Source organism: Microbacterium sp. USHLN186, assembly GCF_037145155.1.
GTDB lineage: Bacteria > Actinomycetota > Actinomycetes > Actinomycetales > Microbacteriaceae > Microbacterium.
The window spans coordinates 34,038-55,350 of record NZ_JBBCYA010000007.1; the positions used below are offsets into that span (position 1 = coordinate 34,038).

The 21,313-nt window shown below is 70.0% G+C and carries 23 protein-coding genes and 1 tRNA gene; 13 read left to right on the plus strand and 11 right to left on the minus strand.

Annotated features, from left to right (window positions below; all coding sequences use genetic code 11):
* The first annotated feature begins 62 nt into the window (after positions 1-62).
* From sdhC to WFG93_RS13020, 7 genes are all read left to right on the plus strand, one after another.
* Positions 63-530, plus strand: coding sequence for a succinate dehydrogenase, cytochrome b556 subunit (gene sdhC, locus WFG93_RS12990; protein WP_442928265.1), 468 nt, complete (start codon positions 63-65; stop codon positions 528-530).
* Complete coding sequence (locus WFG93_RS12995; protein WP_336646763.1) at positions 530-970, plus strand: succinate dehydrogenase hydrophobic membrane anchor subunit; 441 nt, start codon at positions 530-532, stop codon at positions 968-970. The genes sdhC and WFG93_RS12995 overlap by 1 nt, the downstream gene beginning before the upstream one ends.
* Before the next feature lie 20 nt (positions 971-990).
* Entirely contained in the window at positions 991-2,796 is a 1,806-nt protein-coding gene (sdhA, locus tag WFG93_RS13000) for a succinate dehydrogenase flavoprotein subunit (protein ID WP_336646764.1), read from the plus strand.
* A 2-nt stretch (positions 2,797-2,798) separates the two neighbouring features.
* Positions 2,799-3,569 carry a succinate dehydrogenase iron-sulfur subunit gene (locus tag WFG93_RS13005; RefSeq protein WP_336646765.1) on the plus strand — a complete coding sequence of 257 codons (771 nt, stop codon included), beginning with the start codon at positions 2,799-2,801 and terminating at the stop codon, positions 3,567-3,569.
* 61 nt (positions 3,570-3,630) lie between these two features.
* Positions 3,631-4,524: an exodeoxyribonuclease III gene (locus tag WFG93_RS13010; RefSeq protein ID WP_336646766.1), complete on the plus strand. Its 894-nt coding sequence runs from the start codon at positions 3,631-3,633 to the stop codon at positions 4,522-4,524.
* Positions 4,525-4,558: 34 nt separating this feature from the next.
* Positions 4,559-5,563: a tryptophan--tRNA ligase gene (gene trpS, locus WFG93_RS13015; protein WP_336646767.1), complete on the plus strand. Its 1,005-nt coding sequence runs from the start codon at positions 4,559-4,561 to the stop codon at positions 5,561-5,563.
* A gap of 8 nt (positions 5,564-5,571) precedes the next feature.
* A complete protein-coding gene (locus tag WFG93_RS13020) occupies positions 5,572-6,123 on the plus strand; it encodes a hypothetical protein (protein WP_336646768.1) in 552 nt (183 codons plus the stop codon).
* 18 nt (positions 6,124-6,141) lie between these two features.
* Here WFG93_RS13020 and pth read toward each other — a convergent pair whose 3' ends face one another.
* Positions 6,142-6,720: an aminoacyl-tRNA hydrolase gene (gene pth, locus WFG93_RS13025; RefSeq protein WP_336646769.1), complete on the minus strand. Its 579-nt coding sequence runs from the start codon at positions 6,718-6,720 to the stop codon at positions 6,142-6,144.
* Positions 6,721-6,825: 105 nt separating this feature from the next.
* Positions 6,826-7,428 carry a 50S ribosomal protein L25/general stress protein Ctc gene (locus WFG93_RS13030; protein ID WP_336646770.1) on the minus strand — a complete coding sequence of 201 codons (603 nt, stop codon included), beginning with the start codon at positions 7,426-7,428 and terminating at the stop codon, positions 6,826-6,828.
* 216 nt (positions 7,429-7,644) lie between these two features.
* Between WFG93_RS13030 and WFG93_RS13035 the strand changes: the two genes are divergently transcribed.
* The 4 genes from WFG93_RS13035 to WFG93_RS13050 all read left to right on the plus strand — a co-directional run bounded on the left by WFG93_RS13035 (position 7,645) and on the right by WFG93_RS13050 (position 11,630).
* Positions 7,645-7,770, plus strand: a complete 126-nt coding sequence (locus WFG93_RS13035) for a hypothetical protein (protein ID WP_336646771.1) — start codon at positions 7,645-7,647, stop codon at positions 7,768-7,770.
* Positions 7,771-7,862: 92 nt separating this feature from the next.
* Positions 7,863-9,347 (plus strand): NADP-dependent phosphogluconate dehydrogenase, encoded by a 1,485-nt coding sequence (gene gndA, locus WFG93_RS13040; RefSeq protein WP_336646772.1) that lies wholly within the window; start codon positions 7,863-7,865, stop codon positions 9,345-9,347.
* A gap of 79 nt (positions 9,348-9,426) precedes the next feature.
* On the plus strand, positions 9,427-10,155 hold the full coding sequence (locus tag WFG93_RS13045; RefSeq protein ID WP_336646773.1) for a response regulator transcription factor: 729 nt from the start codon (positions 9,427-9,429) through the stop codon (positions 10,153-10,155).
* Positions 10,156-10,160: 5 nt separating this feature from the next.
* On the plus strand, positions 10,161-11,630 hold the full coding sequence (locus tag WFG93_RS13050; RefSeq protein ID WP_336646774.1) for a sensor histidine kinase: 1,470 nt from the start codon (positions 10,161-10,163) through the stop codon (positions 11,628-11,630).
* Here the strand turns inward: WFG93_RS13050 and WFG93_RS13055 are convergent.
* From WFG93_RS13055 to WFG93_RS13080, 6 genes are all read right to left on the minus strand, one after another.
* Positions 11,627-13,183, minus strand: coding sequence for an FAD-dependent oxidoreductase (locus WFG93_RS13055; RefSeq protein ID WP_442928266.1), 1,557 nt, complete (start codon positions 13,181-13,183; stop codon positions 11,627-11,629). The two genes, WFG93_RS13050 and WFG93_RS13055, sit on opposite strands and share 4 nt — an antisense overlap.
* A gap of 35 nt (positions 13,184-13,218) precedes the next feature.
* On the minus strand, positions 13,219-14,070 hold the full coding sequence (locus WFG93_RS13060) for an FAD:protein FMN transferase (protein ID WP_336646775.1): 852 nt from the start codon (positions 14,068-14,070) through the stop codon (positions 13,219-13,221).
* Between the two features lie 2 nt (positions 14,071-14,072).
* Complete coding sequence (locus tag WFG93_RS13065; protein ID WP_336646776.1) at positions 14,073-14,507, minus strand: FMN-binding protein; 435 nt, start codon at positions 14,505-14,507, stop codon at positions 14,073-14,075.
* A gap of 35 nt (positions 14,508-14,542) precedes the next feature.
* Positions 14,543-15,577 carry a ribose-phosphate diphosphokinase gene (locus tag WFG93_RS13070; RefSeq protein WP_336646777.1) on the minus strand — a complete coding sequence of 345 codons (1,035 nt, stop codon included), beginning with the start codon at positions 15,575-15,577 and terminating at the stop codon, positions 14,543-14,545.
* 5 nt (positions 15,578-15,582) lie between these two features.
* The gene (glmU, locus tag WFG93_RS13075) at positions 15,583-17,013 is read right to left on the minus strand and encodes a bifunctional UDP-N-acetylglucosamine diphosphorylase/glucosamine-1-phosphate N-acetyltransferase GlmU (RefSeq protein WP_336646778.1); all 1,431 of its coding nucleotides are present in this window, start codon (positions 17,011-17,013) and stop codon (positions 15,583-15,585) included.
* Position 17,014: 1 nt separating this feature from the next.
* Positions 17,015-17,086 (minus strand) — tRNA-Gln (locus WFG93_RS13080).
* 83 nt (positions 17,087-17,169) lie between these two features.
* On the opposite strand from WFG93_RS13080, the gene WFG93_RS13085 reads away from it, so the two are divergent.
* Positions 17,170-17,664, plus strand: coding sequence for a MarR family winged helix-turn-helix transcriptional regulator (locus WFG93_RS13085; protein ID WP_336646779.1), 495 nt, complete (start codon positions 17,170-17,172; stop codon positions 17,662-17,664).
* Between the two features lie 19 nt (positions 17,665-17,683).
* A complete protein-coding gene (locus WFG93_RS13090) occupies positions 17,684-18,625 on the plus strand; it encodes a pseudouridine synthase (RefSeq protein WP_336646780.1) in 942 nt (313 codons plus the stop codon).
* Here the strand turns inward: WFG93_RS13090 and WFG93_RS13095 are convergent.
* The 3 genes from WFG93_RS13095 to WFG93_RS13105 form a co-directional block, all read right to left on the minus strand.
* Positions 18,612-19,271 carry a methionine ABC transporter permease gene (locus WFG93_RS13095; protein WP_336646781.1) on the minus strand — a complete coding sequence of 220 codons (660 nt, stop codon included), beginning with the start codon at positions 19,269-19,271 and terminating at the stop codon, positions 18,612-18,614. The genes WFG93_RS13090 and WFG93_RS13095 overlap by 14 nt on opposite strands.
* Positions 19,271-20,314, minus strand: a complete 1,044-nt coding sequence (locus tag WFG93_RS13100) for a methionine ABC transporter ATP-binding protein (protein ID WP_336646782.1) — start codon at positions 20,312-20,314, stop codon at positions 19,271-19,273. Before WFG93_RS13100 ends, WFG93_RS13095 begins: the two co-directional genes overlap by 1 nt.
* 81 nt (positions 20,315-20,395) lie before the next feature.
* The gene (locus WFG93_RS13105) at positions 20,396-21,307 is read right to left on the minus strand and encodes a MetQ/NlpA family ABC transporter substrate-binding protein (protein ID WP_336646783.1); all 912 of its coding nucleotides are present in this window, start codon (positions 21,305-21,307) and stop codon (positions 20,396-20,398) included.
* Between the last annotated feature and the right edge of the window lie 6 nt (positions 21,308-21,313).

Consider the following 21,313-nt stretch of genomic DNA (forward strand, 5'->3'; position numbering starts at 1 on the left):
CCTTCGTCGCCTCGCCCGTCCGGACGGGAATAGGATGGGTGAGGTCGGGCCTGCCCGGATGCATGCGCGACGTCTCATCGATCAGGGAGGACGACGTGTCCACGAGCACACGCTTGACACCGTCGATTTCGGAGACCACATCCAGGGCTCCGCGCGGCACACTGTATCGAGGTCGAGAAGGCATGTGGTCGTGGGTGCTGCACCGCATCACCGGCGTCGCGATCTTCTTCTTCCTCCTGGTGCACGTGCTCGACACGGCACTGATCCGCGTCTCCCCCGAGGCGTACGACGCGGTGATCGGTACCTACAAGAACCCGATCATGGCGTTCGGAGAGGTCGTGCTCGTCGCGGGCATCGCCTTCCATGCCATGAACGGTCTGCGCATCATCGTCGTCGACTTCTGGTCGAAGGGCGCGCAGTACCAGCGCCAGCTGTTCTGGATCGTGCTCGGCGTGTGGGCCGTGATCATGGCGGGCTTCGTGCCGCGTCATCTCGCCCTGGCATTCGCCGGATACGGAGGGGGCAACTGATGTCCGCGCAGACCCTCGCACCTGCCCGCCGTCAGCGCGGGATCAACCTCGAGAAGTGGGGCTGGGTGTTCATGCGCGCCTCCGGCGTGCTGCTGGTGGTGCTCATCTTCGGGCACCTGTTCGTGAACCTCATGGTCGGCGAGGGCATCCACGCCGTCGACTTCGCCTTCGTCGCCGGCAAGTACGCCACCCCGTTCTGGCAGTGGTGGGACGTGCTGATGCTCTGGCTGGCGCTGATCCACGGCTCCAACGGCATGCGCACCATCGTGAACGACTACGTGACGCACGAGAAGGTGCGAAAGGCGCTGGTCGTGGTCCTCGGCCTCGCCGCCGCGCTGCTCATCCTCCTCGGCACCCTGGTCGTCTTCACCTTCGACCCCTGCAACGGTGTCCTCGAGGACGGCGCGATGTGGCAGACCTGCCAGGCCCTGAGCAACTGACGAAGAAGGCAAAACACACAGTGACTACGCAGACCACCGATTCCGTCGTCCGCGACGGTGTGCACCACCACCAGTTCGACATCGTCATCGTGGGCGCCGGCGGCGCCGGCATGCGCGCCGCCATCGAGGCGGGACCCGGAGCGAAGACGGCGGTCATCTCGAAGCTCTACCCCACCCGCTCGCACACCGGGGCGGCGCAGGGCGGCATGGCCGCGGCGCTCTCCAACGTCGAGGAGGACAACTGGGAGTGGCACACCTACGACACCGTCAAGGGCGGTGACTACCTCGTGGACCAGGATGCCGCCGAGATCCTCGCCAAGGAGGCCATCGACGCGGTCATCGACCTCGAGAACATGGGTCTGCCCTTCAACCGCACCCCCGACGGCAAGATCGACCAGCGCCGCTTCGGCGGCCACACCGCCGAGCACGGCAAGACGCCGGTGCGCCGCGCCTGCTATGCCGCCGACCGCACGGGTCACATGATCCTGCAGACGCTGTTCCAGAACTGCGTGAAGCTGGGCATCAACTTCTTCAACGAGTTCTACGTGCTCGACCTGATCACTGTGCAGGATGCCGCGGGCGGCACTCAGGTGGCCGGCGTTGTCGCGTACGACCTCGCCACCGGCGAGCTGCACGTGTTCCACGCCAAGGCCGTCATCTTCGCCACCGGCGGTTTCGGGAAGATCTTCAAGACCACCTCCAACGCGCACACCCTGACCGGTGACGGCGTGGGCATCGTGTGGCGCAAGGGCCTGCCGCTGGAGGATCTGGAGTTCTTCCAGTTCCACCCCACCGGGCTCGCCGGCCTCGGCATCCTGCTCACCGAGGGCGCGCGCGGCGAGGGCGCGATCCTGCGCAACGCCTCGGGCGAGCGGTTCATGGAGCGCTACGCCCCCACCATCAAGGACCTCGCCCCGCGCGACATCGTCGCGCGCAGCATGGTGCAGGAGGTGCTGGAAGGGCGCGGTGCGGGGCCGCACAAGGACTACGTGCTGCTGGACTGCACCCACCTGGGCGCGGAGGTGCTCGAGACCAAGCTCCCCGACATCACCGAGTTCGCCCGCACCTACCTCGGCGTCGACCCGGTCGTCGAGCCGGTTCCGGTCATGCCGACCGCGCACTACGCGATGGGCGGCATCCCCACCAACAACGACGCCGAGGTGCTCGCCGACAACACCACCGTGGTGCCCGGCCTCTACGCCGCAGGCGAGTGCGCGTGCGTGTCGGTGCACGGCTCGAACCGCCTGGGCACCAACTCGCTGCTGGACATCAACGTGTTCGGCAAGCGCGCCGGCCGCAACGCGGTCGAGTACGTCAAGACCGCCGAGTTCGTGCCGATGCCCGATGACCCCGCGGCCTTCGTGCGCGACATGATCGAGGGCCTGCGCAACAACCAGGGCACCGAGCGCATCGCAGTGCTGCGCAAGAAGCTGCAGGATGAGATGGACAAGGGCGCGCAGGTGTTCCGCACCGACGAGTCGCTCACCCACGTCCTCGGCGTCATCGAGGAGCTGCGCGAGCGCTACCGCAACATCCACGTCGACGACAAGGGCCAGCGGTTCAACACCGACCTGCTCGAGGCCGTGGAGCTCGGCTTCCTGCTCGACATCGCCGAGGTCGTCGTCTACGCCGCGCGCAACCGCAAGGAGAGCCGCGGCGGTCACATGCGCGACGACTACCCGAAGCGCGATGACGAGAACTACATGCAGCACACGATGGCCTACCTGGTCGGCGACGCGCACTCATCCGACGCGACCGACCACATCCGGCTCGACTGGAAGCCCGTCGTGATCACCAACTACCAGCCCATGGAGAGGAAGTACTGATCATGTCCGAGGTCGTCGAGGCACCCGCAGAAGCCGCCGCCAGCGACTCGGGAGTCCAGTCCTTCCTGGTCACCTTCAACGTCCGCCGTTTCGACCCTGAGGTGGACGAGGAGCCGCGCTGGGTCGACTACGACGTCGAGCTGTACCCGACCGATCGCGTGCTCGACGCGCTGCACAAGATCAAGTGGGAGGTCGACGGCTCGCTGTCGTTCCGCCGCTCGTGCGCGCACGGGATCTGCGGCTCGGATGCCATGCGCATCAACGGCCGCAATCGGCTGGCCTGCAAGACGCTGATCAAGGACCTCGACATCTCGAAGCCGATCTACGTCGAGGCCATCAAGGGACTGCCGCTGGAGAAGGACCTCATCGTCGACATGGAGCCGTTCTTCGCCTCCTACCGCGAGGTGCAGCCCTTCCTCATCGCCAACTCCGTCCCGGAGAAGGGCAAGGAGCGCGTGCAGTCGATCGCCGACCGCGCGATCTTCGACGACACCACCAAGTGCATCCTGTGCGCCGCGTGCACCTCGTCCTGCCCCATCTTCTGGACCGACGGGCAGTACTTCGGGCCGGCTGCGATCGTCAACGCGCACCGCTTCATCTTCGACTCGCGCGACGACGCCGGCGACGTGCGCCTCGACATCCTCAACGACAAGGAGGGCGTGTGGCGCTGCCGCACGACCTTCAACTGCACCGAGGCGTGCCCGCGCGGCATCGAGGTCACCAAGGCGATCGCCGAGGTCAAGCAGGCCGTGCTGCGCGGGGGAGCCCGCTGAGCCACCGCGCCTGACATGCCACGAGGGGTCCGGTGTCCGGGCCCCTCGTTAGTCTTGAACCATGCCCCATCTGCGTATCGCCTCCGTCAACGTCAACGGCGTCCGCGCCGCCGTGCGCAACGGCATGCACTCCTGGCTGGACGCCGCCGACGTCGACATCCTCACTCTGCAGGAGGTGCGCGCCGACGACGAGCATCTGACCGCTGCATTCCCCGGCTGGCATATCGTGCACGAGAAGGCCACGGCGAAGGGCCGAGCCGGTGTCGCGGTGCTCAGCCGCACGCCGGCGCTCGCCTCGCGCACCGCGCTCGGCGCCGTCGACTTCGATTCCGCCGGCCGCTGGATCGAGGCGGATTTCCTGCTGGACGGAGCACCGCTCACCGTCGTCAGTGCCTACGTGCACTCCGGAGAGGCCAACAGCCCCAAGCAGGAGGAGAAGTGGAAGTTCCTCGACGCGATGAGCGTGCGGATGGCCCAGCTGGGCGCGGACGACGCGCACGCGCTCGTCACGGGTGATCTCAACGTCGGTCACCGCCCGCTCGACATCCTGAACTGGAAGGGCAACGTGAAGAAGTCCGGGTTCCTCGCGCGCGAGCGCGCCTACTTCGACCGCATCCTCGGCGCGGCCGGTGAGAGCGTGGTCGGTCAGGAGGGCGTCGGCAGGGGCATGGTGGGCCAGCTCAGCGACACCCGTCCGTTCGCGTCCGAGGGCGGCGGGCTGGGCCTCGGCTGGGTCGATGTGGGCCGCGCGCACCACGGCGAGGTGGACGGTCCGTACACCTGGTGGTCGATGCGGGGGAAGGCGTTCGACAACGACAGCGGCTGGCGCATCGACTACCATCTCGCGACCGCACCGCTCGCCCAGCGCGCCACCGGTTACACCATCGCGCGCGCCGCCAGCTATGCCGAGCGGTGGAGCGACCACGCCCCGGTGATCGTCGACTACACGTACTGACGGGCGACCGACGCGAGCCGCATAGGATTGAACGGTGACTCGACAGCGCCTCTACTCCGGAATGCAGCCCTCCGCCGACTCCCTCCACGCCGGCAACTACATCGGGGCACTGCTGCAGTGGCGTGACATGCAGAGCACGTACGACGCGTTCTTCTCGGTCGTCGACCTGCATGCGATCACGGTGCCGCAGAATCCGGCGGAGCTGCGCGAGAAGACGCGGCGGACCGCCGCGCAGTACATCGCCGCTGGCATCGAGCCCTCCAAGTCCACTCTCTACGTGCAGTCGCACGTGCGCGCGCACGCCGAGCTGGCGTGGATCCTCAGCACGATCACCGGTTTCGGTGAGGCCGGGCGCATGACGCAGTTCAAGGACAAGTCCTCCCGCTACGGCCAGGACTCCACCTCGGTGGGCCTGTTCACCTATCCGGTGCTGATGGCCGCCGACATCCTGCTCTACCAGAGCGAGCTCGTGCCCGTGGGCGACGATCAGAAGCAGCACGTGGAGCTCACCCGCGACCTCGCCGAGCGGTTCAACACCCGCTTCGGCACGACCTTCACGGTGCCCGAGCCCGTGATCCAGAAGGACACCGCACGCATCTACGACCTGCAGAACCCGGCGTCGAAGATGTCGAAGTCGGCGGAGAGCGAGGCGGGCGTGCTGTGGCTGCTCGACGACCCGGCGAAGTCGGCGAAGAAGATCATGCGCGCTGTGACCGACACCGAGGGATCGGTGCGCTTCGACCGCGGCGCCAAGCCCGGGGTGTCGAACCTGATGACCATCTACTCCGCTCTGGCGGGACGCGATCTCGCCTCGATCGAGGACGAGTACGCGGGCCGCGGCTACGGCGACTTCAAGAAGGACCTCGCCGAGCTGGTCGTCGCGGAGTTCGGCCCGGTGCGCGAGCGCGCCAACGCGCTGCTCGACGACCCGGCCGAGCTGGATCGGCTGCTCGCGGTGAACGCGGCGAAGGCGGATGCCGTCGCGGATGCCACCCTCGCCGACGTGTACGACCGCATCGGTCTGCTGCGGCGCGCCTGAGGAGCACTGTGAGCGATTCGTTCCCGCCTCCCGTCCCGCCGACGTCGTCGGCATCGACCCCCGCTCCCCCGCCGCCCGGGTCGGCGTACGCGGCCCCGTCCGGGGCGTACACCGTGCCGGTCGGCGGCTATCAGTCCCCCGCCGGCGCCTACCAGGTACCGCCGGAGGCGCCTGCTCGCTCGCGCGCGACGGGTGCGGTCGCGCTCGTGGCCTCGCTGATCGCCGCGGTGATCGCATCGATCATCGCCGGCATCCTGGCGCTGCGCATCGGTCTCGCGGTCTCCGTCGACGACCTCGTCGACGCGTCCGGCACTCTCGTTCTCGCCGCCCTGTCGCCGGTGCGCATAGAGACGCTGTGGGCGGAGATCATGTTCTGGCTGGGCACCGCGCTGGGCGTTCTGGCGCTGATCGCGGGGATCATCGCCATCGCCCGCCGACGCGGGCGCGGGCTGGGCATCGCGGCCGTCGTGATCGCGGCGCTGGGACCGGGCTTCTTCTTCCTCGCGGTGAGCATCATGTACGGCATCGGCAACGGGATCGCCACCGACCCGCTGTTCTGAACCGCGCCGGATCGCCTCTCAGCGGACGTGGTGCTTCTGCTGCGCGGCCAGCAGGCCCTCGTCGACGAGCTGCTCGACCGCGTCGGCGATGTCGGAGAGGAAGATGGGCAGCGTCTTCACCTCGGTCGACCCGAACGGCGCGAGCACCCAATCCGCCGGATCCTGTCGGCCCGGGGGGCGGCCGATGCCGGCGCGCACGCGCAGGAAGTCGGGTGTGGTGAGCGTGCGCGCGATGTCGCGCACGCCGTTGTGGCCGCCGTGGCCGCCACCGCTCTTCATGCGGATGCTGTCGAACGGGATGTCGAGCTCGTCGTGCACGACGATCACGTTCTCGGAGGCGACGGAGTAGAAGCGCGCCAGGGCGGCGACGGGCGTTCCCGACGTGTTCATGAAGGAGTTCGGCTTGGCGAGCACGATCCGGTCGCCGCCGGGACGCAGACGGGTCTCGACCACGCGCGCACCCGCCTTGTGCTCGCGGAACCGCTCCCCGCGCCGCTCGGCGAGCTCATCCACCGCCATCTGTCCGATGTTGTGCCGAGTCGCGGCGTAGCGGGGCCCGGGGTTGCCGAGGCCCACGATCAGCCAGGTCGTTGTCATGCGGTCTTCCTCTCGCGCGTGCGATCAGCGGCGGCGGATACGACGGAGGGGACGCGATGTGCTCGCGTCCCCTCGTCTTGCATCTCTGCGGGTGTGCTCAGCGGATCACTCCGCTGCGGCCTCCCCGGCGGGCTGGGCGGCGGCACCCTCGGCCTCGTCGGAGACCTCTGCGGCAGGCAGCGACACGGCCACCAGCAGCAGGTCGGCCTCGTCGGCCAGCGTGGCACCCTGGGGCAGGGTCACGTCACCGGCGGTGATGTGGGCGCCCTCCTCGAGGCCCTCGACGCTCACCTCGACGTTCTGCGGGATGTCGGTCGCGTCGACCTCGAGCTTGATGGTGGCGACATCGACGGTGACGATGGTGCCCGAGAAGGACTCGCCGGTGACGACGACGGGGACCTCGACGACGACCTTCTCGCCCTTCTTCACGACCAGCAGGTCGATGTGCTCGATGATCTGGCGGACCGGGTCACGCTGCACATCCTTGACCAGCACGAGCTGCGAGGCGCCCTCGATGTCGAGGTCGAGCAGCGCGTTGGCACGGCGGATGATCAGCGAGACCTGGTGGCCGGGCAGTGCGACGTGCACGGGGTCGGTGCCGTGGCCGTAGACGACCGCGGGGATCTTGCCGTCGGCGCGCAGGCGGCGGGCGAAGCCCTTACCGAAGTTCGTGCGGACCTCTGCGTGGACCTTGTTCTCGTCAGACATGGGTGGTTCTCCTTCAGGCACGCGGGACGGGGCCGCGCGATGGTCATGGTCTCGGCACCTCGGATGCGGACACGAGGCGCAGACCGGGGCATCCGGCCGCAGGGCCGCCCCACCACCGGGCTCACGTCGCCGCGTCGATCACGGATGCAGCGCATGCGCGCACCCCTCGCCGAGGAACTCCCCTCATCGTACCGGAAACCTCGATAGGCTGTTCACATGCTCGATGCCGCCTTCCTCTCGCACGTCATCCTCTGGGTCATCGGCGCGATCGCCCTCGGCGGCATCGTGTCCTCGTTCGCCGCGATGTTCGCGATGGGCCGTTCCGGCTACCGCAAGGACTGACGCACCGGCGGATGAGCCCGCCGTCACGAAGGAACGACCTCCGCGCGGCAGCGCTAGCCTGGGATCACCCACTCACCATCGAGGAGATTCCTGTGCCCGCAGCATCAGCCAACATCGGAGTCGTCGGACTCGCCGTCATGGGTTCGAACCTGGCTCGCAACCTCGCCAGCCGCGAGGGGAACACGGTCGCCGTGCTCAACCGCTCGCGCGCGAAGACCGATGAGCTGATCGCGCTGCATCCCGAGGCCGGCTTCGTGCCGACGTTCTCGTACGAGGAGTTCGCGGCGAGCCTGCAGAAGCCGCGCACGGCCATCATCATGGTGAAGGCCGGCCTCGGCACGGATGCCGTGATCGACGAGCTGGTGCGGGTGTTCGAGCCGGGCGACATCATTGTGGACGGCGGCAACGCCTACTTCCCCGACACCATCCGCCGCGAGAAGGCGGTCCGCGAGACCGGCATCAACTTCGTCGGCGCCGGCATCTCCGGCGGCGAGGAGGGCGCACTGCTCGGACCGAGCATCATGCCCGGCGGCTCGGCCGAGTCGTGGGTCACGCTCGGCCCGATCCTCAAGTCGATCGCCGCGGTCGCGGAGGGCGAGCCCTGCGTCACCCACGTCGGCGAGGGCGGTGCCGGCCACTTCGTGAAGATGGTGCACAACGGCATCGAGTACGCCGACATGCAGCTGATCGCCGAGGCGTACGACCTCATCCGCCGCGGCACCGGACGCACGCCCGCCGAGATCGCCGACATCTTCGCCGAGTGGAACACCGGCGAGCTGGAGTCCTACCTCATCGAGATCACCGCCGAGGTGCTGCGCCAGATCGACGCCGAGACCGGCCGGCCGCTGGTGGACGTCATCGTCGACCAGGCCGGCGCGAAGGGCACCGGCGCGTGGACCGTGCAGACGGCCCTCGCCCTCGGGGTGCCGGTCTCTGGTATCGCGGAGGCGACCTTCGCGCGCTCGCTCTCCTCGCACCCCGAGCAGCGTGCGGTGGCGGCGCATCTGCCCGGTCCTTCGACAGGCTCAGGAACCCATTCGACAGGCTCAGGAACCCAGGAGTTCGTCGTCGACGACGAGGCCGCGTTCATCGAGGACGTCCGCCTGGCGCTGTACGCCTCGAAGATCGTCGCCTACTCGCAGGGGTTCGACGAGATCCGCGCCGGTGCCACCGAGTACGGCTGGACGATCGACCTCGGCGCGGTCGCGAAGATCTGGCGCGCCGGTTGCATCATCCGCGCGCAGTTCCTCAACCGCATCGCCGACGCCTACGCCGAGGACCCCGACCTGCCGGTGCTGATGACGGCGCCCTACTTCGCCGACGCGCTCGCGCGTGGCCAGGCGTCATGGCGCCGGGTGGTCATCGCGGCCGCGCAGTCCGGCATCCCGGCTCCGGCGTTCTCGTCCTCGCTGTCGTACTACGACGGCATCCGCGCCGAGCGCCTCCCGGCGGCACTCGTGCAGGCCCAGCGCGACTTCTTCGGCGCGCACACCTACCGGCGCATCGACAAGGAGGGCACCTTCCACACGCTGTGGTCGGGAGATCGCTCCGAGGTGCCCGCGGTCGACACGCACTGATCCGGAGTTCGCCGCGTCGCACAGGAGACGCATAGCGAACGCACTGCCTTCTCGGTGCGGCGGGTCGCACAATGGAGCCATGAGCTCCGAGCACCCCGACCTGCGTCGCCCCGACGGCGCGCCGCTGCGCATCCTCGCGGTCGACGATGAGCCGATGCTCACCGACCTGCTCGCCATGGCGCTGCGCATGGAGGGCTGGGAGGTGCGCACCGCGGCATCCGGGTTGGAGGCCCTGCAGGTCGCGCGGGATTTCGAGCCCGACGCCCTCGTGCTCGACGTGATGATGCCCGACCTCGACGGCATGAGCGTGCTGCGCCGGCTGCGCGAGTCGGGGAACCTCGTCCCCGTCGTCTTCCTCACCGCCAAGGACGCCGTCTCCGACCGGATCGCCGGACTCACCGCGGGCGGAGACGACTACGTGACCAAGCCCTTCAGTCTCGAGGAGGTCATCGCGCGGCTGCGCGCCGTCATCCGCCGCTCCGGGCAGGGCCAGGCCGAGGAGGAGCAGTCGATCCTGCGGGTGGCCGATCTGTCGCTCAACGAGGACAGCCACGAGGTGATGCGCGGCGACGACGAGATCGAGCTGACCGCGACGGAGTTCGAGCTGCTGCGCTTCCTGATGCGCAACGAGCGCCGGGTGCTGTCGAAGGCACAGATCCTCGACCGGGTGTGGAGCTACGACTTCGGCGGCAAATCGTCGGTCGTCGAGCTGTACATCTCCTACCTCCGCAAGAAGATCGACGCCGGACGCGTCCCGCTGCTGCACACCGTGCGCGGTGTCGGATACATGATCAAGGCGCCCCAGTAGAGCACATGCGCCCCCACCCCCTCAGCCTGCAGGCGCGCCTGATGGCCGCCGTGATCGGCTTCGTCTCGCTCATCCTCGTCGTCGTCGCGATCATCACCAGCGCCACCCTGGGCAAGACGCTCGAGGACCGCGTGCAGGATCAGCTCGACGGCATGGCGGGCGTGACCACGGCGCTGGTCACCGATCGCGCGCGCGTGGCCGCCCTGCACGGCGAGGCCCTCACGGCCGAGTACGCCATGAACGGCCGCTATGTGCCCGGCACGAGCCTGCTGCTCGTTGTCTCCCCGCCCGACGCCCCGCCTTCGGGGATCATCGTCACCCAGGACGCGCGGCGCGCCCTGCCCGCTCGCGATCTGCTCACCCTCACCGCGGCGATGCGCGGATCGGGGGATGCCACGGTCACCCTCTCTGGCTCCGGGTCGTACCGCGTGACCGCCGATCGCACCGAGAACGGCGTCCTCGTGATCACCGGACTCTCGCGCGCAGAGGTGCAGCACACGATGACCTCGCTGTTCACGGTCATCGCGCTGGCCACGCTCGGCGGCCTCATCCTGCTCGCCCTCACCACCGCTCTGACGATCAGCATGGGGCTGCGTCCGCTGCGCGCGGTCGCAGCGACGGCGTCACGGGTGGCCGGACAGCCCCTCGACCGGGGTGAAGTGAGCATCACCGAGCGGGTGCCGGACTACGAGGCCGACCCGCGCACCGAGGTCGGCCGAGTGGGCGTCGCGCTGAACACGCTGCTGGACCACGTGGACTCCTCCCTCGCCGCGCGCCAGCGCAACGAGGAGCGGATGCGACGCTTCGTCGCCGACGCGAGCCATGAGCTGCGCACTCCGCTCGCGTCCATCCGCGGTTACTCCGAGCTCTCACTGCGCGCGCTGACCCATGGCCACGACGCCGCGACGGTCGAGAACACCACCGCCGCACTCGAGCGCATCCAGGCGCAGTCGGTGCGCATGACGCGGCTGGTCGAGGACCTCCTGCTGCTGGCACGACTCGACGAGGGCGCCGAACTCGTGCACGGCGACGTCGACCTGTCGCAGCTGGCGGTCGAGGCCCTGGCCGACGCGCAGCCCACCGGGCCGGAACACCGCTGGGAGCTGGTGGCGCCGGAGGAGCCGGTGGCGGTGGTGGGCGACGTGGGGCGGCTGCACCAGGTGGTCGGCAACCTGCTCGCCAACGCCCGCGCCCACACACCCGCGGGCACCACGATCACCCTCTCGGTCTCGGCCACCGCCGTCGGCGCCGAGCTGCGCGTGCACGACGACGGGCCGGGCATCGATCCGCAGGTGCGCGACGAGCTGTTCGCCCGCTTCGCCCGCGGCGACGTCTCGCGCGCCCGGCAGACCGGCGGCACGGGCCTCGGGCTGGCCATCGCGAAGGCCATCGTCGAGGGGCACGGCGGCACGATCACGGTCGACAGCGCTCCCGGCGACACCACGTTCACGGTGCGGCTGCCGCGGCGGACCTAGTAGCCGGCGAACGCGTCGGTGGTCACCCCGCGCGCCCGCTGCAGCGCGGGTGCCAGATCGGCGATCAGGCGGGGCGGGCCGGAGATGAACGCGTGCCGCTCGGCGAGGTCGGGCACCACCCCCTGCAATCCGGCGGCGTCGAGGCGGATGCCCTGCGCCCACGTCCAGTGCGCGGGCAGGTCCACCGGCTCGTCGCGCGTGAAGACCACCGTGTGCACCCCGGTCGCCTCGAGCTCGTCGCGGAAGGCGAGCTCGGCGGCCTCGGATGCCACGTACACGAGCACGACGTCACGCTGCGCACCCGTCGCCTGCAGCTGACGCAGCTGAGAGACGAAGGGCGTCACCCCGATCCCCGCCGCGACCATGAGCACCGGCGCGCCGCCGCGCGGCAGGACGAAATCGCCCCAGGTGCCGGTGACCGCGAGCTCGGCGCCCGGCTCGGCGGCTTTGAGCGCGCGCTTGTAGCTGGAGGGGTGCTTCTGATCGCCGTCCTTGTACGCGATGCGGAGGGTCGGCAGGTCGGCGGGCGCGGAGAGGATGCTGAACTCGCGCCGAGTGCCGCGTGGATCGGGGTTGCGGTGCGGCACCTCCAGCTCGAGGTACTGCCCGGCAGTGAAGCGCAGCCGGCTCTTGGTGCGGAAGGTGAGCTCCTGCGCGGTGGGCGTGACGAACCGGCGCCCGGTGAGCACGAGGCGCACCGAGCTGCGCACGGCGAAGGCGAACGCGAGCAGGTTGCCGATCAGCAGCGCGCGCTCCTGGCCCAGCGTGAACAGCGAGCCCACGGCGATGGGCCAGCCGGCCAGCATGCCGACCAGGACGGCGACGCTGAACTGCTGCCAGCGACGCGGCGGCGTGGTCAGCGGCTCGGACAGCATGAACGCGCCGAGGAAGAGGTACGGCGACTGCGTGAGGGCGAAGACGACGGCATCCCCCAGCGCCACATCGATCCCGAACCCGAACAGCTGCGCCTGCACCACCTGGCGCAGCACCGAGACCACGACCGCGACGAGCAGGAAGGCCAGCACGATCTGCACCTTCTCCGTCCGCCAGAGCACGACGAGACCGAACACGGCCACGAAGAGCGCCAGCCAGGGGGTGCCCACCCACCACGATGAGAACGTCCCCCAGCCGAGCAGGGTGACCACCGCCGCGCCGAACGCCGCCGGGTTGAGGATGTGCCGGCCGTGCCACGCGATCACGTACTTCGACAGGCTCGCCAGCATCCCGGCGAGGGCGATGCCGGCGAGTCCCGGCGGGACGGTCGAGGGCTGCAGGACGAACAGCAGGATGAGCGCGGTGACCAGTGAGGACTCGATGCGCCACGGGCGGCGCAGCACCCGCTGCGCGGCGGCGTCGACGAGGGAGATCACCACGGCGAGCACGGCGAACGAGGCCAGGATCTCACCCGCGCTGGGGCCGACGAGTCCGGCGAGCGAGAGTCCGAGCGCGATCACCCCCAGCACCGCGAGGGCGAACAGCACGAGCCGGTACATCGAGATGGCGCCGAGCACGGCCAGCACGCGCTGCCGCATCGCCAGGAAGGCAGTGATCACAGTTCCATTCTCCGGGACGCGGCGCACGGCGCGCGTCACCGGGTGAACAGCTCGCCGGGGAACCCGGGCGAGCGCTCGATCCTGCCGTCGGTGGCCATGCGCACCCAGTGCACGCCCCACTGATCGGCCAAGCCCGCGCCGCCGTCGAAGAACAGCGCGGTGGCGGCGGCATCCGCATGCATCGCATCGGCGGCGAGCGCCCACGTCGCCGCCCACGTGCGCACCGGCAGCCCCGTGCGGCCGTCGAGCACGTGGTGCATGCCGTCCGCCCAGGCGCGGCGGTTGCCGGCCGATGCGCAAAGCGCCGCGTCGGCGACCGGCACGACTCCGACCGCCATGGCCGGATCGTAGGGGTGCTCGAGGGCGACGCGGATGGCGCCGCCGCGCACTCGCAGATCGCCGCTCGCATCGACGGTGACCGGTCCGGGAAGCGGAGCGAGCGCCTCGAGCACGCGGTCGACCAGGCGGCCCTTGCCCACCGCGCCGACGTCGATCAGCGCCGGACCTGCCAGCGTGAGCGCGGCATCGTCCCAGCGCAGCATCCGCTCCCAGTGGGCAGGCGCAGGCACCGGCCGCCCGGCGCGCAGCGACAGCCCGCTGTCGTAGCCGAGTGCCTCCAGCGCCGTGCCGATCAGCGGCGTGACGGCGCCCTCCGTCGCGCGACCGAGCTCGGCGTACACCGAGAGCATCGCGGCGGCGTCCGGCGGCGCGGCCACGCGACCGCCCTCGCGCAATGACGACACCAGCGAGTCCCGGCGGAAGCGCGACCAGGCCGCGTCGAACGCCGCGATGAGCTCGGTCACGGCACGGCGTCGCTCCGCGGGCACCGCGTGGGCGGTCGCGACCTCCCAGCGCGTGCCGATCGCCTCGAACCGCCAGATGTGCACGGCTAGCGCGCCGCCGCAGCAGCCTCTTCGCGGATCTTCCCGACCGCCTCGTCGAAGCCCTCGCTGGTCAGCGAGGAGCCGGCGACGCGGTCGACGTCCAGGCCCTCGAGGGGCCGGCCCACGACGACGTCGGCGATGCCGACGATGAACTGGCCCTGGAAGTTGCGGGTCTCCGGGGCCTGCGGGTCACTGCTGACCGCCACCTGGGTCACCACGTCGTCCGCGACCGTGAGCGTCACCGACAGCTTCTCGACGGTCTCGGGTGTGCGGTACGAGCCCTCGGCGGTGTAGGTCCCGTCGGCGTACGGCCCGTCGGGACCGGCCGACGGTCCGCCGGGCGCGTCGGCCTCCGCGGCGCCGGAGCACCCGGCCAGCAGCAGGGCCCCCGCGACGCCGAACAGCGCGGCTCCGGCGCGGGCGGTGGGATGAGCGGTCATGCTGCCAGCATCCGGCATCCGGCTATGCGCGGCTCTCAGGCATCCCCACCGAACATGCTCGTGACCGAGCCGTCCTCGAAGACCTGCTTGATCGCCGTGGCCAGCAGCGGCGCGATCGGCAGGATGGTGAGACCGTCCCAGCGGCGCGACTCGGTGAGCGGGATGGTGTCGGTCACGACGACCTGATCGATCGCGTCGTCCTGCAGTCGCTGGGAGGCCGGATCGCTGAAGACCGCGTGCGTCGCGGCGACGATGACCTTGCGCGCACCGGCGCCCTTCAGCGCCTGCGCCGCCTTGACGATGGTGCCGCCGGTGTCGATCATGTCGTCCACGAGCAGGCAGGTGCGCCCGTCCACGGCGCCGACGATCTCGTGCACCGAGACCTGGTTCGCCAGCTTGGGGTCGCGGCGCTTGTGGATGATCGCGAGCGGTGCGCCCAGGCTGTCGGACCACGTGTCGGCCACGCGCACCCGTCCCATGTCGGGCGAGACGATGGTGAGGGTCTCGCGGTCCTCGTCGGTCAGCGTGCCCTGGAAGTGCTCGAGCAGCACCGGCTTGGCGAACAGGTGGTCGACGGGTCCGTCGAAGAAGCCCTGGATCTGCGCGGCGTGCAGGTCCACGCTCATCACGCGGTCGGCGCCGGCGGTCTTGAGCATGTCGGCGACCAGGCGCGCCGAGATCGGCTCGCGACCGCGGCCCTTCTTATCCTGGCGGGAGTACGGGTAGTACGGCGCGACGACCGTGATGCGCTTGGCCGAGGCGCGCTTGGCGGCATCCAGCATGATGAGCGTCTCCATCAGCCACTCGTTCACCGGCTCGCCGAAGGACTGCACGATGAACAGGTCGCAGCCGCGGATGGAGACCTCGAAGCGCGCGTAGATCTCGCCGGAGGCGAAGGTGCGGTGCTCGACCGGAGCGACCTCCTGGCCGAGTGCGGCGGCGACCGCGGCGGTGAGCTCGGGGTGCGAGCGCCCGCCCGCGACGACGAGCCGCTTCTTCGTCTTCGCGGTCAGACCGGGTGCGACACCGTTCTCGCGATCGAGTACGGCCTTCTTCTTCTTGTTGCCCATGCGACCTACTCCGCCGATCGTTCGCGGGCCGCCGCGTCCGCTGCGCCCGTGCCTGCTCTGTTCTTCTCGACCCACCCGTCGATGTTGCGCTGGGGGGCGACGCTCATGGCCAGGGCGCCCGCGGGCACGTCCTTGCGGACGACAGCGCCGGCACCGGTCTTCGCACCGGCTCCCAGCCTAACGGGCGCGACGAGCACGGTGTGCGACCCGGTGTGCACCTCGTCACCGACGATCGTGCGGTGCTTGTTGACGTCGTCGTAGTTCGCGGTGATCGTGCTGGCGCCGAGGTTCACACCGCGGCCGATCGTGGCGTCGCCGACGTACGACAGGTGCGGCACCTTGCTGCCCTCGCCGATCTCGGCGTTCTTCGTCTCAACATAGGCGCCGATCTTGCCGCCGGGGCCCAGCACGGTGCCCGGCCGCAGGAACGAGAACGGGCCGACCGTGGCGCCCGCGCCGATCACGGCGAGGTTCGCGTCGGTGCGCTTGACGACGGCGTCCGCGCCGACCTCGCAGTCCACCAGTGTGGTGTCGGGGCCGACGATGGCGCCTTCGGCGATGACCGTGGCGCGCAGGATCTGCGTGTTCGGCAGGATCGTCACATCCGGCGCGAGCTTCGCGTCGTCGTCGATCCAGGTGGTCGCCGGGTCGACGATCGTGACGCCCTCGCGCTGCCAGCGGCGCACGATGCGCTGGTTGAGCACGCGCCCTGCCTCGGCGAGCTGAGCGCGATCGTTGACGCCGAAGGTGGATGCCACATCGCTGGCGAGCTCCGCGGCCACCGGCTCCTGCGCGCGACGCAGCAGGCCGATCACGTCGGTGAGGTACATCTCGCCCTGCGCGTTGTCCTGGTCGACCTGCGCGAGGAACGTGCGCAGCGCCGGGGCACGGAAGACGTACACGCCGGCGTTGATCTCGGTGACGGCCGCCTCCGCGGGGCTCGCGTCCTTCTGCTCGACGATGCGCTCCACCCCGCCGTCGGCGTCGCGGATGACGCGGCCGTAGCCGGTCGGATCGTCCAGGTGTGCGCTGAGCAGCGTCGCGGCCGCGGCCGCCGCCCGGTGCCCGGCGACCAGCGCCTCGAGGATGTCGGCCTGCAGCAGCGGCACGTCGCCGGAGAGCACGAGCACGTCGCCGTCGAAGTCGCCGGGCAGGGCGTCCAGCGCGACCTGCACCGCGCGTCCGGTGCCGGGGATGTCGTCCTGATCGACGATGACGGCATCCGGGTACTGCTCGGCGAGCGCGGCGACGACCTGGTCGCGCTCGTGACGCACCACCACCTCGATGTGCTGCGCGCCGAGCGTGCGCGCGGTGGTGAGCACGTGGCCGACCAGCGGTCGGCCGCCGATCTCGTGCAGCACCTTGGGGCGCCGCGACTTCATGCGGGTGCCCTGACCGGCGGCGAGGACGATGATGGCGAGAGCGTTCTGCGTCATGCTCCGCCGCCAGGACTCGAACCTGAACCTCACAGCTCCAAAGGCTGTCGTGCTGCCATTACACCACGGCGGACCGCGTCGGCAGCGGGCCGGCGCTCGTCCAAGTCTGCCACGCCCCGCCCGCGCACTCGCACGTGCGCACGCGATAATGAAGGTATGAGCGAGGTGGATGAGGTCGACCGGATCGTCGGCGCCTGGAACACCCAGCGCCCCGACCTCGATTTCTCGCCCCTCGAGGTGCTCTCGCGCATGGACCGCCTCTCGCGTCACCTCGACCGCGCCCGCCGCGAGGTGTTCCACCGCAGCGACATCGAGCCGTGGGAGTGGGACGTGCTCTCCGCGCTGCGTCGCGCGGGCGCGCCCTTCCAGCTCTCGCCCAAGCAGCTGCTGCAGCAGACGCTGGTCTCCAGCGGCACGATGACCAATCGCATCGACCGCCTCGTCGCCCGTGGCTTCGTGCGCCGCGAGGGCGACCCGCAGGACGGCCGCAGCGTGCTGGTCACGCTCACCGACGACGGCCGGGTGCGCGTGGACGCGGCGATCACCCGCCTGGTCGACGCCGAGGCCGTGCTGCTGCAGGCGCTGCCCCGCTCCGACCGGGATCGACTGGCGGGGCTGCTGCGCAAGCTGAGCCTGAGCTTCGACGCATGATCGGGGTTCCGCGGTGGCGATGACCTCCCCCCTGCCGGTGCGCGACGGGGTGGGCGCGACGCGCCTGCACGTGCCGCTGAGCGGTCGGTGGCCCACGATCGGCGCCTACATGGCCGAGCGCTTCTTCCACCTGGATCCGGAACGCCTGCTGGGTCGCTTCGATCGCGGCGAGATCGTCGCCCGCGATGGATCGGCGCTGAGCCGGCACACGCCGCTGGGCGCGCACGAGTTCGTCTGGTACTACCGCGAGCCGCCCGTGGAGCGCGACATCCCGTTCGAGATCGAGGTGCTGCACCAGGACCGCGACCTGGTCGTCGCCGACAAACCCCACTTCCTGCCGACGACGCCGGGTGGCAAGTACCTGCAGAACTCCGCCCTCGTGCGGCTGCGCAACCGGCTCGGCATCCCCGAGCTCACCCCCATCCATCGCCTCGACCGCGCGACCGCCGGGTTGCTGATGTTCTCGGTGCGGCCGCAGACGCGCGGCGCGTATCAGCTGCTGTTCGAGCGGCGCCAGGTCGAGAAGGTCTACGAGGCGGTGTCCGCGCTGCCGGAGGGCTGGGATCCCGCCGCGCCGGCGCTGGCGCGCCGAGCGTTCCCCGTGGTGTTCCGCAATCACATCGAGAAGCTGCGCGGTCATGTGTGCGTGCGCACCGACCCTGAGCGCGAGCCGAACTCCGAGACCCTCATCGAGCTGATCGGGAGCGATGAGCGCGTGCTGCACACGCTGCTGCGCCCGCATTCCGGGCGCATGCACCAGCTGCGCGTGCACCTGGCGGCCCTCGGCGCCGGCATCCTGCACGACGGGTTCTATCCCGAGCTGCTGCCCGAGGCCCCCGACGACTTCACCCGGCCGCTGCAGCTGCTCGCGCGCGAGCTGCACTTCACCGACCCGCTCAGCGGTGCGGCGCGCGCGTTCCGCACGCGCCGCACCCTGGCGTACGCCCCTAGCGGCGCATGATCTGCCGGGCCAGTCGGGTGCCCAGCAGCTGCACGAGGTGCACGAACACGACGATCAGCACGATGGCCGCCCACATCACCACCGGCTCGAACTTGCGGAAGCCGTAGATCTGCGCGAACGCACCCAGGCCCCCGCCGCCGATGAGGCCCGCCATGGCGGTCATGTCGATGAGCGCGACGACGATGAAGGTGTAGCCGAGGATGAGCGGGCCCAGCGATTCCGGGATCGCCACGGTGAACAGGATGCGCCAGGGCCCGGCACCCATCGCGCGCGCGGCTTCGATCACGCCGGGCGGCACCGAGATGAGATGCTGCTCGACGATGCGCCCGATGGCGAACGCCGCCGCGATGCCGATCGCGAAGGCGCCCGCGGTCGTGCCGATGCCGATGCCGATCACCGCGCGCGTGACCGGCTGCAGCACCGCGATGAAGATCACGAACGGGATCGGCCGGAAGAAGTTCACCAGCAGCTCGAGCAGGGCGTTCACCACGCGATTGTGCATGAGCCCGCCTGGGCGGGTGACGTACAGCCCGATGCCGATGAAGGTGCCCAAGATGCCGGCGAGCACCAGGGCGTAGGTGGTCATGTACAGCGTCTCGAGGGCGGCGTCCCAGAACTCCGGCCACAGCTCGTTGAGGCGATCCATCAGCGGGCTCCTTCCGCGGCGATCTCGGTCACCGTGGCGTGTGCGCGGATGCGCTGCAGCGCCGCGTCGATCACGGCGTCGGCGCCGCGGATCGCCAGGGTGAGGTGTCCGAAGGCGCGCCCGCGGATGTCGTTGATTCCGCCGTAGACGAGCTCGAACCCGAGCCCGGCCTCGGCGAGGTCGAGGAAGACCTGCGCCTGCGAGGAGTCGCCGTCGCGGAACGAGAAGGTCACCAGGCGCCCCGCGTGGCGCTCGCGCAGCGCCGCGCTCTCGGCCGGGGAGGGGATGCCCTTGATCACGGTGCCGACGAAGCGCCGGGACGCGGGGTTCTGCGGGTCCGAGAAGACCTGGAACACGTCGCCCTGCTCGATCACGCGCCCGTTCTCCATGACCGCCACGCGGGTGGCGATGGACTGGATGACGTCCATCTCGTGGGTGATCACCACGATCGTCACGCCCTGCTCCTCATTGACCCGGCGCAGCAGGTCCAGCACCTCGTGGGTGGTCTGCGGGTCCAGTGCGCTGGTCGCCTCGTCGGCGAGCAGGATCGCGGGACGGGTGGCGAGGGCGCGCGCGATGCCGACGCGCTGCTTCTGCCCGCCGGAGAGCTGCTCTGGGTACGCGCGCGCCTTGTCAGCCAGGCCCACGAAGCGCAGCAGCTCGGCGACCCGCTCGTCGATGTCGGCCTTCGACCATCCCGCCAGCTTGAGCGGGTAGGCGACGTTGGCCCGGACGGTCTTGGCCGAGAACAGATTGAACTGCTGGAAGATCATCCCGATGCCGCCGCGCACCGCGCGCAGCCGCCGCTCGGGGAGGGTGGTGATGTCGACGCCGTCCACGACGATCGAGCCGCTGGTGGCGGGTTCGAGCGCGTTGATGAGACGCACGAGCGTGGACTTGCCGGCGCCGGAGTATCCGATGATGCCGAAGACGTCGCCCTGCTCGATCTCGAGGGTCACCGCGTCGACGGCCACTACCGGATCGGCGCCCTTGAGTGCGGGCGGGTACGTCTTCGTGACGTCGGTGAGGGTTACGAGGGGCATGGTGGTTCTTCCTGTGCACGGGAATCGGGCGGCGCGCAGACGCACCGCCCGATTCTCTCGCGGATCAGAGGGCGGCTGTGCTCAGCCGTTGGCCTCGGTGTCCTTCTCGACCTTCTTCAACGACGCCTCCAGGTCGGCGACCGGGGTCTGCAGCGGCACGATGGTGTTGCCGGATGCCTCGGCGAGGCCCTTCTGCACCTCCGGGTCGTTCTGGAAGATGTCCACGAGCTTCAGGTACGTCTCGTCGTCCTTGTCCTCCGCGCGGGCGGCGAAGATGTTGACGTAGGGCAGCGCGTTCGGGTCGGACGGGTCGTCCTGTGCGATCGCGTCCTCGAACTTGAGCCCGGCCTGTGTCACGAAGTCGTTGTTGATGATCGCTGCTGCGGCGTCGGGCAGCGAGGTCGGGATCAGCGCCGCCTCGAGCGCGGTGACCTTCACCTTCGACGCGTCCTCGTCGATGTCGGACAGGTCGGAGAAGATGGTGCCGCCGCTCTTGAGCTCGATGAGGCCTGCGGACTGCAGCACGAGCAGCGCGCGCGCCTGGTTCGAGGCGTCGTCGGGCACGATCACCGTCTCGCCCTTCTTGATGTCGTCGACGTCGTCGACCTTCTGCGAGTACAGCCCCAGGGGGTAGATGCCGGTCGAGCCGATCGGGACGAGATCGTCGCCCGCGGCGACGTTGTAGCCGGCCAGGTACACGATGTGCTGGAACTGGTTGAGGTCGAGCTCGCCCGCGGCGAGCGCCGGGTTGGGCTGCTCGTACGAGCCGAAGTCGACCAGCTCGACGGTGATGCCCTCCTTCTCGGCGGCTTCGATGAAGGCGGGCCACTGCGGGTCGCTTTTGCCGACGACGCCGATCCGCACCGTCTCGCTCTTGTCGGCGGGTGCGCTTCCCGCGCCTTCGGATGCCGGCGAGGCGGCGCAGCCGGACAGGGCGGCGAGGAGGGTCGCCGCGGCGGCGGCGGCGAGCACGGAGGTGAAGCGTCGGGACATGAGGGA